Source organism: Ventrimonas sp. (assembly GCF_048380235.1).
Classification (GTDB): domain Bacteria; phylum Bacillota; class Clostridia; order Lachnospirales; family Lachnospiraceae; genus Brotaphodocola.
On the sequence record NZ_DBFCCJ010000064.1, the window covers coordinates 47,192 to 62,749 of the forward strand.

11 protein-coding genes are annotated in these 15,558 nt (G+C 49.9%); 10 read left to right on the forward strand and 1 reads right to left on the reverse strand.

The annotated features are described in order from the left end of the window. The first annotated feature begins 102 nt into the window (after positions 1-102). The 3 genes from ACMP1L_RS10465 to ACMP1L_RS10475 all read left to right on the forward strand — a co-directional run bounded on the left by ACMP1L_RS10465 (position 103) and on the right by ACMP1L_RS10475 (position 3,846). Positions 103-1,215 carry a galactose ABC transporter substrate-binding protein gene (locus ACMP1L_RS10465; RefSeq protein ID WP_418452988.1) on the forward strand — a complete coding sequence of 371 codons (1,113 nt, stop codon included), beginning with the start codon at positions 103-105 and terminating at the stop codon, positions 1,213-1,215. 116 nt (positions 1,216-1,331) lie between these two features. Continuing rightward, complete coding sequence (locus tag ACMP1L_RS10470) at positions 1,332-2,843, forward strand: sugar ABC transporter ATP-binding protein (protein WP_118731626.1); 1,512 nt, start codon at positions 1,332-1,334, stop codon at positions 2,841-2,843. A gap of 13 nt (positions 2,844-2,856) precedes the next feature. Further along, on the forward strand, positions 2,857-3,846 hold the full coding sequence (locus ACMP1L_RS10475) for a galactose/methyl galactoside ABC transporter permease MglC (RefSeq protein WP_118532382.1): 990 nt from the start codon (positions 2,857-2,859) through the stop codon (positions 3,844-3,846). Between the two features lie 81 nt (positions 3,847-3,927). Here ACMP1L_RS10475 and ACMP1L_RS10480 read toward each other — a convergent pair whose 3' ends face one another. Further along, positions 3,928-4,377, reverse strand: a complete 450-nt coding sequence (locus tag ACMP1L_RS10480; RefSeq protein WP_418452989.1) for a CYTH domain-containing protein — start codon at positions 4,375-4,377, stop codon at positions 3,928-3,930. Between the two features lie 236 nt (positions 4,378-4,613). On the opposite strand from ACMP1L_RS10480, the gene ACMP1L_RS10485 reads away from it, so the two are divergent. The 7 genes from ACMP1L_RS10485 (at position 4,614) to yihA (ending at position 15,494) form a co-directional block, all read left to right on the forward strand. Continuing rightward, the gene (locus ACMP1L_RS10485; protein WP_418452990.1) at positions 4,614-6,053 is read left to right on the forward strand and encodes an extracellular solute-binding protein; all 1,440 of its coding nucleotides are present in this window, start codon (positions 4,614-4,616) and stop codon (positions 6,051-6,053) included. Positions 6,054-6,066: 13 nt separating this feature from the next. Next, positions 6,067-9,018, forward strand: a complete 2,952-nt coding sequence (locus ACMP1L_RS10490) for an EAL domain-containing protein (RefSeq protein WP_418452991.1) — start codon at positions 6,067-6,069, stop codon at positions 9,016-9,018. A 96-nt stretch (positions 9,019-9,114) separates the two neighbouring features. Beyond that, positions 9,115-10,401, forward strand: coding sequence for a trigger factor (tig, locus tag ACMP1L_RS10495; RefSeq protein ID WP_118731631.1), 1,287 nt, complete (start codon positions 9,115-9,117; stop codon positions 10,399-10,401). Between the two features lie 74 nt (positions 10,402-10,475). Further along, complete coding sequence (gene clpP, locus ACMP1L_RS10500) at positions 10,476-11,096, forward strand: ATP-dependent Clp endopeptidase proteolytic subunit ClpP (RefSeq protein ID WP_279220323.1); 621 nt, start codon at positions 10,476-10,478, stop codon at positions 11,094-11,096. 54 nt (positions 11,097-11,150) lie between these two features. Continuing rightward, positions 11,151-12,458, forward strand: coding sequence for an ATP-dependent Clp protease ATP-binding subunit ClpX (gene clpX, locus ACMP1L_RS10505; RefSeq protein WP_118731632.1), 1,308 nt, complete (start codon positions 11,151-11,153; stop codon positions 12,456-12,458). Between the two features lie 78 nt (positions 12,459-12,536). Beyond that, complete coding sequence (lon, locus tag ACMP1L_RS10510; RefSeq protein WP_418452992.1) at positions 12,537-14,849, forward strand: endopeptidase La; 2,313 nt, start codon at positions 12,537-12,539, stop codon at positions 14,847-14,849. A gap of 21 nt (positions 14,850-14,870) precedes the next feature. Further along, entirely contained in the window at positions 14,871-15,494 is a 624-nt protein-coding gene (yihA, locus tag ACMP1L_RS10515) for a ribosome biogenesis GTP-binding protein YihA/YsxC (protein ID WP_177303575.1), read from the forward strand. Positions 15,495-15,558: the final 64 nt, after the last annotated feature.

The window sequence follows — 15,558 nt, forward strand, 5'->3', positions numbered from 1 at the left end:
ATGGAAAAATGCACAATCCACCATTATAATAAGCTTGTCAGATGGAGAAAGTAAACAAAAGCTTACAAACATGACAATTTTATTTAAGGGAGGATTTACATTATGAAATTAACTAAAAAAGTAACCGCAATGGCAATGGCATCCTGCATGATCCTGTCCATGACAGCATGTGGCGGAAGCAAACCGGCTGAGACCACCGCAGCAGCTACCGAGGCCGCTACTACTGAGGCGGCAAAAGAGGCAGAGACCACCGCAGCAGAAGTGAAAGAGGCAGCAGGCGGCGATTTTTCCGATAAGAAAGTCGGCATTTCCATTTATAAATTCGATGATAACTTCATGACTCTGTACCGTACCGAGCTGGAGAGATATTTAACCGAGGAGCTTGGCTTCAAGAAAGAAAACATCACCATCCAGGATGGTAAGGGCGATCAGGCAGAGCAGACAAACCAGATCCAGAACTTCATCGCTTCCGGCGTTGACGTTATGATCCTGAACCTGGTACAGGCTTCCTCCGCACCGCAGGTAACCGATATGTGTAAGGATGCAGGTATCCCGGTTGTTTACATCAACCGTGAGCCGGATACCGCAGAGGAAGACAGATGGGCTTCTGACGGCATCAGCGCAACCTATGTTGGTGCAGATGCAAGACAGTCCGGTACCTATCAGGGTGAAGAGATCGTTGAGACCGCTAACAAGGGCGATATCAACGGCGATGGCAAAGTAAGCTACATCATGGTTCAGGGCGATCCGGAGAACGTAGATGCACAGTACAGAACCGAGTTCTCTGTAAAGGCACTGACCGATGCAGGTCTGGAAGTTGAAGAACTTCTCCTTCAGAGAGGTGACTGGGATCAGGCAAAGGGCCAGCAGATCGTTCAGGATGCTTTAACCCAGTTCGGCGACAAGATCGAGGTTGTTTTCTGTAACAACGATGCAATGGCACTTGGCGCACTGCAGGCGATCGATGCAGCAGGCAGAAAAGTAAATGAGGATATCTATCTGGTAGGTGTTGACGCTCTGACTGAGGCTGTTCAGGATATCACCGAGGGCAAGATGACCGGTACCGTATTCAACGATTACATGGGCCAGGCAAAGACCGCAGCAGACATGGCTGTGAAGTTCTTAAACGGCGAGACTGTTGATCCGGTTAACATGGTTGACTATGTAAAGGTTACTCCTGACAATGCAAAGGATATTCTTGACATCATCAAATAGTCAGACTCTGACCTGTGATTTACAGTGATTCATGCTTCGGGTGTGTCGTCTGACACACCCGATTTTTAAAGAGACCGGCTTTGAATCTGGTCTGGAATCAGAAAGGAGAGAATGGGATGGCAGAGTACAGGTTGGAAATGAAGGGAATCTGCAAAAGCTTCCCGGGTGTCAAAGCCCTTGACGGGATCAACTTAAGAGTCCGTCCCGGTACTGTTCACGCACTGATGGGAGAGAACGGAGCCGGAAAATCAACGTTGATGAAATGCCTGTTTGGAATTTATAAAATGGATGAAGGTGAAATCTATCTGGATGGCGAAAAGATGACGATCCTGAATCCGGATGATGCATTACACAAAGGACTGGCTATGGTTCATCAGGAACTGCAGCCGATCCCGGAGCGGACGATCGCGGAGAATATGTATCTTGGCCGCTATCCGCTGAAATCGGTCGGACCGCTCAAGTACATTGACCATAAGACCATGAATGAAGAAGCAGCCAAATGGCTGGAAAATATCAAAATGCCTTACGATCCGAAAGCAAAGCTTGGCACGCTTTCTATTGCTCAGATGCAGTCTGTCGAGATCGCAAAGGCCGTATCCATGAATGCGAAAGTAGTGATCCTGGACGAGCCGACGTCTTCCCTTACGGATAACGAGGTAGACGCTCTGTTCCGTATTGTCCGGGATCTTAGATCCAGAGGCGTATCCATGATCTACATCTCCCATAAGATGGCTGAGATCCGTGAGATCGCCGATGATATTACCATCATGCGTGATGGCACGTATGTTGGTACCTGGGAAGTAAAAGACATCAGTGATGATGAGATCGTCCGCCAGATGGTAGGACGTGAGCTGACCAATGTATATCCGCCTAAGGAAGATACCATCAAGGATGATGTGATCCTTGAAGTGAAGGATCTGTGCAGCATCCACGAGCGATCCTTCCAGCATATCAGCTTCCAGTTAAAGAAGGGGGAGATCCTGGGCTTTGGCGGACTGGTCGGAGCGCAGAGAACCGAGCTGATGGAGGCTATTTTCGGAATGCGGCATATCAAGAGTGGAGAGGTGCTTGTTCACGGAAAACCGATCCAGGTTTCCAGACCGCGTGATGCGATCGGCGATGGTATCGGAATGATCACGGAGGACCGCCGCGGAACCGGTATCCTTGGATGCCTTTCCATTGCAGATAACGTATCCATCTCCTCTCTGAACAATTATCTGAAGATCGGCCCGATGCTTGACACCAAAAAGATCGAGGATCTTGTAAAGGATAATGTCGCAAAACTGAGAATCAAGACGCCGAGCAGCAAAACGCTGATCCAGTCTCTTTCCGGAGGAAACCAGCAGAAGGTCATCATTGCCCGCTGGCTGGCCAACAATCCGGACGTGCTGATCATGGATGAGCCGACCCGTGGTATCGATGTCGGCGCTAAGTATGAGATCTACCAGATCATGATCGAGCTGACCAGACAGGGCAAATCGATCATCATGATCTCCTCCGAAATGCCGGAGTTGATCGGTATGTCACACCGGATCCTGGTAATGTGTGCCGGCAAGCTGACCGGTGAGGTATCCGGAGAGGAAGCAACTCAGGAGAATATCATGAGTATGGCTACTCAGTTTAATTAAGGAGGATACGAGCATGAATAAGAAAAATATCGATATTAAGAAAACACTGCTGGACAATGGAATCATCATTGTACTGCTTCTGCTGGTACTGCTCACCGGCATCACGAAGGATAATTTCTTCTCCTGGAACAACTTATCCAATATTTCCGTAAACACAGCAGCCCGCGTCATCATTGCATTCGGTGTCAGCGGCTGTCTGATCACGAAAGGTACGGACCTTTCCGCAGGACGTATGGTAGGTCTTGCTTCCTGTATCGCAGGTACCTTACTTCAGACCGCAGACTACAGCGGTAAGTTTTTCCCGAACCTGGGCGATATGCCGGTATTTGGAGTCCTGCTGTTATGTATCCTGATCTGTGCCATCTTTGGCCTGATCAACGGTATCGTAATCGCTTACCTGAATGTACCGGCTTTCATCGGTACCCTGGGCATGCAGCTGGCTGTCTATGGTATCTGCCTGGTTTATACCAACGCAACACCGCTTGGCGGCTATCGTAAGGCATATACCGCAATCGCAACCGGCAAGCTGTTCGGACAGCTTCCGTATATGTTCATCATTGCATTTGTGATCGGTCTGATCATGTGGTTCGTATTTAACTATACCCGTCATGGCAAATACATGTACGCGATCGGCGGCAATGAGGCTGCTGCTGAGGTTTCCGGCGTTAACGTAAAGAAAACCAAGATCATCATCTACGTAACCGCAGCCGCTCTGTATGCAATCGCAGGCTTCCTTCTCGGCGCAAAGGCCGGCGGTGCCAGCGTTAACATGGGTCAGGGTTACGAGCTGGAGGCAATCGCAGCCTGCACCATCGGCGGTGTATCCGTAAACGGTGGTATCGGCCGTATCTCCGGTGTTGTCATCGGTGTTCTCGTATTCGAGCTGCTGAAATCCTCCATGCAGTTCCTTGGAATCCCGACCAACTATCAGTACATTGTACAGGGTATCGTTATCATCGTAGCGATCGCACTGGATATCCGCAAATACATCGCGAAGAAGTAATCTTTTATGATCACGTATCGAAAAAAGCAGGGAGTTCTGCAGTTTTGCAGCAGAACTCCCTGCTTCTTTTTTGTTGTTCATTCAGCGCGTCTGGCTCAGCCTGCTGTTCTGGTATTTTCCGGAGAAGGTTACATCTTCCCCGAACCAGGACGGAGGCACAAATTGCTCCGCAGCTTCGATATTCGGAAATTCTACCTCCGCCAGCATCAGCCCTTCATAGGTCCCGGAAAAAACATCGAGCTCGATCACAAGCCCGGTTCCGCTGATCGGCTTTTTATAGCGTGTCTTTGTGATGATGATGCCATCGGCCTTTGAGAGCAGATGATCATAGGCATCCTTTGTAAGCGGAAGATTGTACTCCTCCCGCGCAAGAAGCCCTTTTGATTTATAGGTGAGCACATAGGAATCATTTTCCCTGCGGACGCGTACAACCGGCTCGGTGCAGAGATAAGCCTGCTCCATCTGAACGGCCTCCCAGGTGTGGTAGTTTGAGGGCGGTGCAGTGACCAGATACTTTCGTTCAATTTCCATAAGAATACTTTCCCGGACTGTATTTTGTGATATATATGAAAAATACAGTAATTTCCTTTCTTTGTTTTACATGAAGTATACACGAAAATGTTGGAAAGCGGAAGAGCATGTGGTATGATAAGAGTGTTTTTGTTACAGTCAGTGCTGTATCAGCGGACTGCAGCTGTTTGGAAACGAGATATCACCGGATGGTGGTGATCATATAAATACAGGCCAGAGAGGACGAAAATCAGATCATGAAGCATATCAGTCATTATTTCTGTACGGCTTTGCTTGGCACGGCGGTGCTTACTGCCTGCAGCGGCGCAGAAAAGGTGAAAAGTAACACACCGGTACAGATCACGATGTGGAACTATTACAATGGGACACAGAAAGAGGAGATGGACCGACTGGTCCAGGAGTTTAACGATACGGTTGGATTGGAACAGAAAATCGTGGTGGAGTCTGTCAGTAAAGGCAGCGTATCGGAACTTGAGGATGCAGTGCGTGACAGTACGGACGAAAAGACCGGAAGTGATCCGCTTCCGGATTTCTGTTCTGCCTATGCGGACGCGGCATATGACCTCTGGAAAAAGGATAAAATTTCGGACTTTCGTCCTTATCTGACGGATGAGGAGTATGACAGTTATATTTCAGGCTATCTGGAGGAAGGCAATTTTGGAACCAATGCGGCCATGATGATTTTTCCGGTGGCCAAATCAACGGAAGTGCTGACGCTCAACAGTACCGCCTGGGAACCGTTTGCCAGCGAGACCGGTGCTTCACTGGAGGAGCTTTCCACCTGGGAGGGACTTGCTCAGACAGCAAAAGCATATTATGAATGGACCGATGCAAAGACGGAGACACCCAATGACGGCCAGGCCTTCTTTGGGCGCGATTCCTTCGCAAATTATATTCTCATTGGAAGTCATCAGCTCGGACATACCATTTATTCCGGTGAAAACGGAAGTATATCCGTGGATGTGGATCCGGACACTATGCGCCGCCTCTGGGATAACTTCTATGTGCCTTACATCAGCGGTTATTATCTGGAGGAGGGGAGATTCCGCAGCGATGACCTGAAAACAGGAAAGCTGATCGCCTATGTCGGATCTTCCAGCGGAGCTGTCTATGCGCCGGATCAGGTGACTTATGATGATGGCTCGACCGAGACAATCCGGTGTAACATCCTCCCGCTGCCCGGCTTTGCGGGAGCGTCTTCCTGCGCAGTCCAGCAGGGAGCCGGCGCGGTTATGTTCCGCACGGATGAGAAAAAAGAAAAAGCCGTTGTCACATTTTTAAAATGGCTGACCAGGGAAGAAAACAATATCCCATTCTGTATGGCATCCGGATATCTTCCGGTAACAAAAACTGCCAGTGATGTGGAGCGATGCATTTCCTGCATGAAGGAGCAGAACCTGAAACTCGACCCGAATGTAGAGACTATGCTGAAAACAGCGATCCCGCAGGTTAAGGAATATCGTCTTTACACGACGACCCCGTTTTCCGGCGCCCAGGATGCGAGAAAGGTGATTGATTCTACACTGCCGGAACGTGCCAGGGCAGACCGGGAAAAGGTTCTGGAGCTCATAAGCTCCGGAATGTCCCTGGAGGCTGCGGTTTCGGAATGCAATACAGAAGAGGCATTTGAAAGCTGGTGTGAAGACACGAAAGCACAGCTTATAAACCTGAAGTGATGAGGTCGATTGTATGAAAAAAACACGGTCTATGAAGTGGAGGCTTGTGATTCCATTTTGCCTGATCCTGATTTTTCAGACTATTTTTATGATGGCATTTTTATCCACTGGAAATGTTGCCCAAAGCCTTTATCAGACAGAAATCCGTTCACTGAAAAAGGATGTGGAAAACAGTGAGCTTCTTCTGGAGCGGGAGGTTCTGCAGCACTGGATGAATGACATCCGAAGCTCTGTGACGATCCAGACAACGATCCAGAATGTCCTTAAGGAAGAGGGGAAAAAAGCCTCAGACATTTCCCATGACTGGGAACTCAATGAGCGGATCATAGGGGAAATCATGCCGGATGTCCTGGAACTGCTCCACCGAAGCTATGGCAACAGTATTTATGTGGTCCTGGACGGTCCCTCTGCACAGCGGAGTGCCGAAGGCCATCAGGCCGGTATTTCCGTGTTGGATACGGACAGCAGCAGCTTTGCCGCGGATAATTCCGATCTCCAGCTTTGCCGTGGCGCTGCTGTTGTCTCAAAGCAGTTTAAGGTTCCATTGGCCAGCGACTGGAAGCTTGATTTTGACATGTCAGAAGAGACAGGATCTGGCTTTTACAATCCGTATTTTCTGACAAAGGGACAGAAGCTCAAAGGTAATATTGCTCGCTTTGCCTTCCTGGGGCCTATATCCGGCGCACTGCAGGCAGATACGGACGGGGTCAGTTACTCTATACCGCTGACAGCAGAAGACGGCACGGTGATCGGTGTTCTCGGCGGAACCATGCTGAAGGAGCAGATTTATTCGCTTCTGAAAAATGAACTGCTTCACAGAGATGAGGACACCATCCTGATGCTCGCGAAAAGGGGAGAAAATGAAACGGTCCTGACTCCGGTCCTGGCGTACGGCATGTCCTTTCACCGGTCCTTTGAAGGCATGAACGGAATCGGCGGGACTGCCACCAGGTGGAATGACATTCAGAAAACACAGGATCAGAACGGAGACTGGTGGTATCTTGCATCCAGGGAGCTTCCGGTATATGGGCGCGATTCCGCGTTTTACAGAACGAGCTGGCAGATCGTGGTGCTCAGGCGTCAGAGCGTGATGCGCTCCTTCTATCAAAAGCTTCTGAACGGCCTTCTTTCCGGCTGTGCTTTCGCCATGATCCCCGGGATTTTGTTTGCCCTGATGTATGGAACGTACTTCAGCCTGCCGATCCGCAGGCTGATCTGCCAGCTGCGCTCTGCGGAGGATGATTCCCGGATCCATCTTCAGCCAACCTATATCAGCGAGCTGGATGAGCTGAGCCACGCGATCGAATATCTGAGCGCAGATGTGGCGGAATCGGCCCTGCGTATATCCAGGATCCTGGAAGGCTCCGGTGTTCCCATCGGCGTATTTGAGTATCTGTCGGACCGGAAAAAGGTATTCTGCAGCCGGACTCTGTTTGAGCTTCTCGGACTTGAACAGACGGATCGTGATTATACGTACCTGGAAGAGACCGGCTTCCGGAAGATGATGCAGATCCTGGGGCCTGGGGTTAAGGAACACCAGGATGTCCGGCTTTATCATCTGCAGGCGAACGGAAAGGACCGCTATTTCCGCTTAAAGATCGTCCGGGCGGAAAATGGCAATGAGACAGGCGTCCTGCTTGATGTGACGGAAGAACTGGAAAACCAGAAACGTCTGGAGCTGGAGCGTGACTACGATCCGCTGACAGAGCTTTATAACCGGCCGGCCTTCCGCAGAAATACGCTAAAGCTTCTGCAAAGCGGAAGGATCAGCTGTGGTGCCATGCTGATGTGGGATTTGGATAATCTGAAATATGTCAACGATAACTATGGTCATGAGATGGGAGACCGCTATATCCGTCTGTTCGCAGATCAGCTGAAAACCCTGAACCGGTACGGTGCTGTGGTAGAGCGCCATTCCGGCGATGAATTTATGGCGTTTCTCTGCGGAAACAGTGAGGAGGAACTGCGTGGTATTCTTTGTGAGCTGCGCACCAGGTCGTGCGCAGCCAGCTTGAAGGTGTCCAACCAGTATGAGCTTCCGCTGCGCGCCTCAGCGGGGGTTACCTGGTATCCGCGCCAGGCCCGTGATTTTGAAACGCTTGTCCGGTATGCCGATTTTGCCATGTACATGGCAAAGCACAGTACCAAGGGCGTACTTCAGGAATTTGATCTGGAAAGCTATCAGAAGAATTCCTATCTTTTGTCCGGGCAGGAGGAGATCAACCGTCTTCTCGAGCAGGATGATGTCCCATTTGCGGCACAGCCGATCGTCTGCCGTGACGGAAGTCTGTATGGATATGAGCTGCTGATGCGTCCGGAAACCAGGAATTTCAAAAATATCCAGGAGGTTTTGAATCTGGCCAAGCGTCAGGCAAAGCTTCCGCAGTTTGAACGACTGACCTGGGTTGGCGCCTTCCGGTGGCTTTTTACACACAAGGCTGAAATACCATCCGACTGCCATATCTTCATCAATTCCATTGCCAATGTATCTCTTGACCCGGATTGCATGAATGAACTGCTCCGGAAATATCCGGATTTTCTGAAACATGTTGTCGTGGAGATCACGGAGGGAGAGGCCATTAGCAGCCGTGATATGGAATTCAAAATGGAGACCATCCGCCGGACCGGAAGCATGATCGCACTGGATGACTTCGGAAGCGGATACAGCAGTGAGGGAACGCTCCTGAATATGGAGGTGAACATTGTAAAGCTGGATATGGGACTGGTCAGCGGAATTGACAAAAACCGTGACAAGCAGGAGCTTGCCGCAAACCTGATCCACTACTGCAAGGAGCGCAATATCCTGGTACTTGCAGAGGGTGTGGAGCGGATCGAGGAGGTTCACACTATGCTGCTTCTGGGAGCTGATCTCTTCCAGGGTTATTATTTCGGACGGCCGGAGCTGGAAATCCGTCCGGTAAACCCATATGTGATCGAAAAAATGCGTAAGTTATTGCAAAAATAGGACTGGTAATTATAAAAAGTCTATGCTATAATGGTGAATTGAAGTGTGGCGCCCTGCCGGGACGGCCATACATAGATGTAAGGAGGAACCCATATTATGAGTTTACAGGTAGAAAAATTAGAAAAAAACATGGCGAAATTAACCGTAGAAGTACCGGCAGAGCAGTTTGAGGCAGCTCTTAAAACTTCCTATAACAAGAATAAAAACAAGTTTAACATTCCTGGCTTCCGTAAGGGCAAAGCACCGCAGGCAATGATCGAGAAGATGTACGGTGTCGGCGTATTTTACGAGGATGCTGTAGATGAGGCAATCAACGCTTCTTATCCGGATGCTGCAAAAGAGAGCGGTCTTGAGATCGTTTCCAGACCGGAAATCTCCATCGAGCAGGTAGAAAAAGGCAAATCCTTCATCTACGTTGCAACCGTAGCTACCAAGCCGGAGGTAACCCTGGGCGAGTACAAGGGTATTGAAGTAGAAAAAGCAAAACCAGAAGTAACCGACGCTGACGTAGAGGCAGAGTTAAAGAAGGTTCAGGAGCAGAACTCCAGACTGGTATCCGTTGAGGACCGCGCAGTTGCAGACGGCGACCAGACTGTGATCGACTTCGAGGGCTTTGTAGACGGTAAGGCATTCGAGGGCGGCAAGGCTGAGGACTACACTCTGGTGATCGGTTCCCATTCCTTCATCGATACCTTTGAAGATCAGCTGATCGGCAAGAACATCGGTGAGGATGTAGAAGTAAACGTAACCTTCCCGGCTGAGTACCATGCAGCAGAGCTGGCTGGCAAGCCGGCAACCTTCAAGGTTAAGATCAAAGAGATCAAGATGAAAGAGCTTCCGGAGCTGAACGATGAGTTCGCAAGCGAGGTTTCTGAGTTCGAGACTCTTGACGCATACAAAGAGGACGTTAAGAACAAACTGGCTGAGACCAAGCAGGCACAGGCTACCGCTGAGAACGAGAACAACGTTGTACAGAAGGTTGTTGATAACGCTCAGATGGATATTCCGGCACCGATGGTGGATGAGCAGGTTCGCAACATGATCGAGGACTACGCACGCAGACTGCAGAGCCAGGGCATCAGCTTTGACCAGTATCTGCAGTTCACCGGCAGCACCATCGAGCAGTTACAGGAGCAGATGCGTCCGCAGGCTGAGTTAAGACTGCGGACCCGCCTGGTACTCGAGGCTGTTGTAGCAGCAGAGAAGATCGAGCCGTCTGACGAGTTGGTTGAGGCTGAGATCAAGAAGATGTCCGAGAACTACAAGATGGACGCTGAGCAGATCAAGACCATCATGGGTGAGGCAGGAATGGCTCAGATGAAGGCTGATATGGCTGTTCAGGAGGCTGTAGATTTCCTGGTAGCTGAGGCTAAATTAGTATAATATTTTCCAGTATAGGAATACTAACACTATGACTAGGTGCAGATTTCGGGCCAGACCTGGAGTCTGCACCTATCATTGCAAAAGACAGTAATGAAAGACAGGAGGATCTGACGATGGCATTGGTACCTTATGTAATTGAACAGACCAGCAGAGGAGAACGCTCCTACGATATCTATTCCCGCTTGTTAAAAGAGAGAATTATTTTCCTTGGGGAAGAAGTAACTGACGTTTCCGCAAGCCTGATCGTAGCTCAGCTTCTGTTCCTGGAGTCTGAGGACCCGGGCAAGGATATTAACTTATACATCAACAGTCCGGGCGGATCCGTGACTGCCGGCATGGCCATCTACGATACCATGAATTACATCAAATGCGATGTATCTACCGTGTGCATCGGTATGGCAGCCAGCATGGGTGCATTTCTTCTGGCCGGCGGCGCAAAGGGCAAACGCTTCGCGCTTCCGAATGCAGAGGTTATGATCCACCAGCCGTCTGGTGGTGCTCAGGGTCAGGCAACCGAGATTCAGATCGTTGCTGAGAAAATCCTGCAGACCAAAAAGAAATTAAATGAGATTCTTGCAGCCAATACCGGTCAGCCCTACGAGGTCATCTGCCGCGATACGGAACGCGACAATTACATGACCGCGGAAGAAGCCTTAAAATATGGCCTGATCGACCAGGTGATCGCAAAGCACTAAGGCTGCCTTACGCTCAAGAATTCTTACAACCAGGAAAGGACAAGGTGTTATTTTATGCCGACAAGAACAGATGACAGGGTCAGATGCTCTTTCTGCGGAAAGACCCAGGATCAGGTAAGAAAACTGATTGCCGGTTCCAACAATGTATTTATCTGTGACGAATGTATTGAACTCTGTGGAGAAATCCTCGCGGAGGAGCTGGAAGAGGAGGAAGAGAAGGAGCCGGTATCTCCGTTAGCTGGCATTAACCTGTTAAAGCCGAAGGAGATCAAGGCATTTCTGGATGAGTATGTCATTGGACAGGATGCAGCCAAGAAGGTACTGTCTGTAGCGGTTTACAACCACTATAAACGTATCACCTCCGGTGCAGGCAGTGATGTGGACGTGCAGAAGAGCAATATTCTTATGCTGGGACCGACTGGTTCCGGTAAGACTTATCTGGCGCAGACTCTGGCCAAAATCTTAAATGTACCATTTGCCATCGCGGATGCAACCGCGCTGACTGAGGCCGGTTATGTAGGTGAGGATGTTGAGAATATTCTCTTAAAGCTGATCCAGGCGGCAGATTACGATATCAGCAAGGCGGAGTATGGTATTATCTACGTGGATGAGATTGATAAGATCACGAAGAAATCTGAGAACGTATCCATCACCCGCGATGTATCCGGTGAGGGTGTCCAGCAGGCACTTTTAAAAATCCTCGAGGGAACCGTAGCCAGTGTGCCGCCGCAGGGAGGAAGAAAGCATCCGCATCAGGAGCTTCTGCAGATCGATACGACCAATATTCTGTTTATCTGCGGAGGAGCGTTTGATGGTCTGGAGCGCATCATCGAGAGCCGCTTAAGCGCCGGCTCTATTGGATTTAACGCAGAGGTCTTAGACAAGAACAAGACCGACATCGATGAGCTCTTACGCCAGGTAGAACCGCACGATCTTGTGAAATTCGGTCTGATCCCGGAGTTTATCGGCCGTGTACCTGTAACGGTTTCCCTGGACCTTCTCGATGTGCATTCCTTAAGCCGGATCCTGACCGAGCCGAAGAATGCCCTGACCAAGCAGTATCAGAAGCTGTTTGAGCTGGATGGCGTTAAACTGGAATTTACCCCGGAAGCCATTGAAGAGGTTGCAAAGCTTGCGGTAGAGAGAAAAACCGGAGCCAGAGGACTTCGTTCTATTCTGGAATCCGTCATGATGGATCTGATGTATGAGATCCCGTCTGACAATAATATCGGCATCTGCACCATTACCAAAGATGTCGTAGACAAAACAGGAGAGCCGGAGCTGGTATACCGGGATACGGCTGTGCCGCGCAAAACACTCTCCCAGAGACTGAAGAAAGAAACATCCGGCGAGATCGCATAATGCCGGATGGCGAGAATGGGAGCTATAAGCTCCCATTTTTATGTTTCAGTCTGTTCATATCTATTTAGGAGGAACCTGATGGAAGATACAAAGATTATAACCATGCCGGTGATCGCCCTCCGGGGACTTACCATGCTTCCGGAGATGACCATCAGCTTTGATATCAGCCGAAAGAAATCGATCGCGGCTGTGGAAAAGGCGATGGTCGGTGACCAGAGAGTCTGCCTGGTGGCACAGAAGGATCCGGAAATCATGGATCCGTCTCTGGATCAGCTTTACCACATTGGCACGGTTTCTTACATAAAGCAGCTTGTAAAAATGCCGGGCGGCATAGTACGCGTCATGGCAGAAGGCCAGGAACGCGCTGAGCTTCTTGATCTTGACAGCACAGAGCCGTCCCTGATGGGCGAAGTCCTGTTTACGCAGGAACAGGAGGCAGATGTTGACGGTGCTGCAGCGGAGGCTATGTCCCGCATCCTGAAAGAAAAGCTGGAATCCTATGGACACCAGCATCCGAAATTTGCCAAGGAGATCCTGCCTGGCATGATGGTCTGTGAAGATCTCGAGAGTTTGATGCTTAAGATGGCCAGTGACCTTCCGTGGGATTACAGGATCCGGCAGGCATATCTGGAAGAGGCTACGCTGGCAGGCCAGTACGAGGTACTGCTCTCAAATCTGATCCATGAGATTGAGGTATCCCAGATCCACAGGGAGCTGCAGGAAAAGGTTAAGGAGAATATTGACAAAAACCAGAAGGATTACATTTTGCGGGAGCAGTTGAAGGTAATCCGGGAGGAGCTTGGCGAGGATCCTTTATCGGATGCAGATGAGTACGAAAAGCAGCTGGCATCTTTAAAGGCAGATAAAGAGGTCAAGGAGAAGCTCCAGAAGGAGATTGACCGCTTAAAGAGTATGCCGGGCGGTGGTCAGGAGAGCAATGTCATCCGCACCTATATCGAGACCCTGCTGGAGCTTCCGTGGAATAAAATATCGAAGGACAACAACGATATCAGGCATGCAAAGCAGATCCTGGAGGAGGACCATTATGGTCTCGAGCAGGTGAAAGAGCGGGTGCTGGAGTATCTTGCGGTCCGCGTTCTGGCAAAGAAGGGCAACAGCCCGATCATCTGCCTGGTGGGACCTCCGGGAACGGGAAAAACGTCTATTGCCCGCTCTGTAGCCAGGGCCCTGAATAAAAAGTATGTGCGCATCAGCCTGGGCGGCGTCCATGATGAAGCGGAAATCCGCGGCCACAGAAAGACCTACGTTGGGGCCATGCCGGGACGTCTGGTAGACGGACTGCGCCAGGCAGGTGTATCCAATCCGCTGATGCTTTTGGATGAGATTGATAAGGTCAGCAGTGACTACAAGGGAGATACGTCCTCTGCTCTCCTGGAGGTCCTGGACGGCGAACAGAACGTGAAGTTCCGCGATCATTATGTGGAGCTTCCGATCGATCTTTCCAATGTACTGTTTATTGCCACAGCCAATACGACCCAGACTATTCCGGGACCGCTGTTAGACCGTATGGAGGTCATTGAGGTCAACAGCTATACAGAAAATGAGAAGTTCCATATTGCCCGCAATTACCTGGTGGAGAAGCAGAAAGACCGCTGCGGCCTGAAGAAAGACCAGCTGGTAATCTCAGATTCCGCGCTGAAAAAGATCATCCATAATTATACCCGTGAAGCCGGTGTCCGAAATCTCGAGCGCCGCATAGGAGAAATCTGCAGAAAGACGGCAAGAGAGTACCTGGAGCATAAAAAAGAGCACATCCGTGTGACAGAATCCAATCTGGAAAAATATCTTGGCAAGGAAAAGATTACCTTTGAGGATGCCAATGAGGAGGATCAGGTTGGTATTGTCCGGGGACTTGCATGGACCAGTGTGGGCGGTGACACCCTTCAGATCGAGGTGAATGTCATGCCGGGTAAGGGCGAGTTAAAGCTTACCGGCCAGATGGGCGATGTCATGAAGGAATCTGCCATGACTGCATTGACTTACGTGCGCTCCATCTGTCCGCAGTACGATGTGCCGGATGATTATTTTGCAAAGCATGACATCCATATTCATATCCCGGAGGGAGCAGTTCCGAAGGACGGCCCGTCAGCAGGAATCACTATGGCAACCGCCATGTTCTCAGCCGTTGTTAACCGCAAGGTCTTGGCTAAAGTAGCCATGACCGGCGAGATCACGCTGCGCGGCCGTGTACTTCCGATCGGCGGCCTGAAGGAGAAGATCCTGGCGGCGAAAATGGCTCACATGGAGACTGTTCTGGTTCCGGACAAGAACCGCGCGGATATTGCGGAGCTCTCCCGGGAAATCACAAAGGGACTGACCATTCTCTATATGAAGAGCATGGAGGATGTGCTGGCTGCAGCACTTGCATAAAAGGAAAAGTGAGGAAGAACGATGATTATTAGAAAAGCGGAATTGGAGACGGTCTGCGGCATTACCAGTACATTGCCGGAAAATCTTCTGCCGGAATTTGCCTTTGCCGGGAAGTCCAATGTTGGAAAATCTTCCCTGATCAATGGCCTGCTGAACCGCCGTGCGCTGGCGAGGACTTCCTCACAGCCCGGAAAGACCCAGACGATCAATTTTTACAATGTCAATGATGATCTGTATTTTGTTGATCTTCCGGGTTACGGATATGCAAAAGTATCAGTTGAGGTAAAAGCAAAATGGGGCAAGATGATCGAGCGTTATCTGAAAAAATCGAAGATGCTCAAATGCATCTTCCTGCTCATTGATATACGCCATGATCCGTCAGCGAACGATAAGCTGATGTATGACTGGATCGTATCCAATGGCTACAAGCCGGTTATCATTGCCACGAAGCTGGACAAATTGAAACGCAGCCAGATCCAGAAGCATGTGAAGATGGTCCGTGAAGGACTTGGTCTTGCGAAGGAGGATATTCTGATCCCGTTTTCCGCCGAGACCAAGCAGGGAAGAGATGAAATCTGGGCGCTCATTGAGTCTTTGCAGAATCCGGCTCCGGAAATGGCAGAACCGATGACAGAGTCTGAATAACATCAGACAGATTTTACGAAGATTTCACTTGAGTGTTTTTAAAATGTGTGATACGTTGTAACTA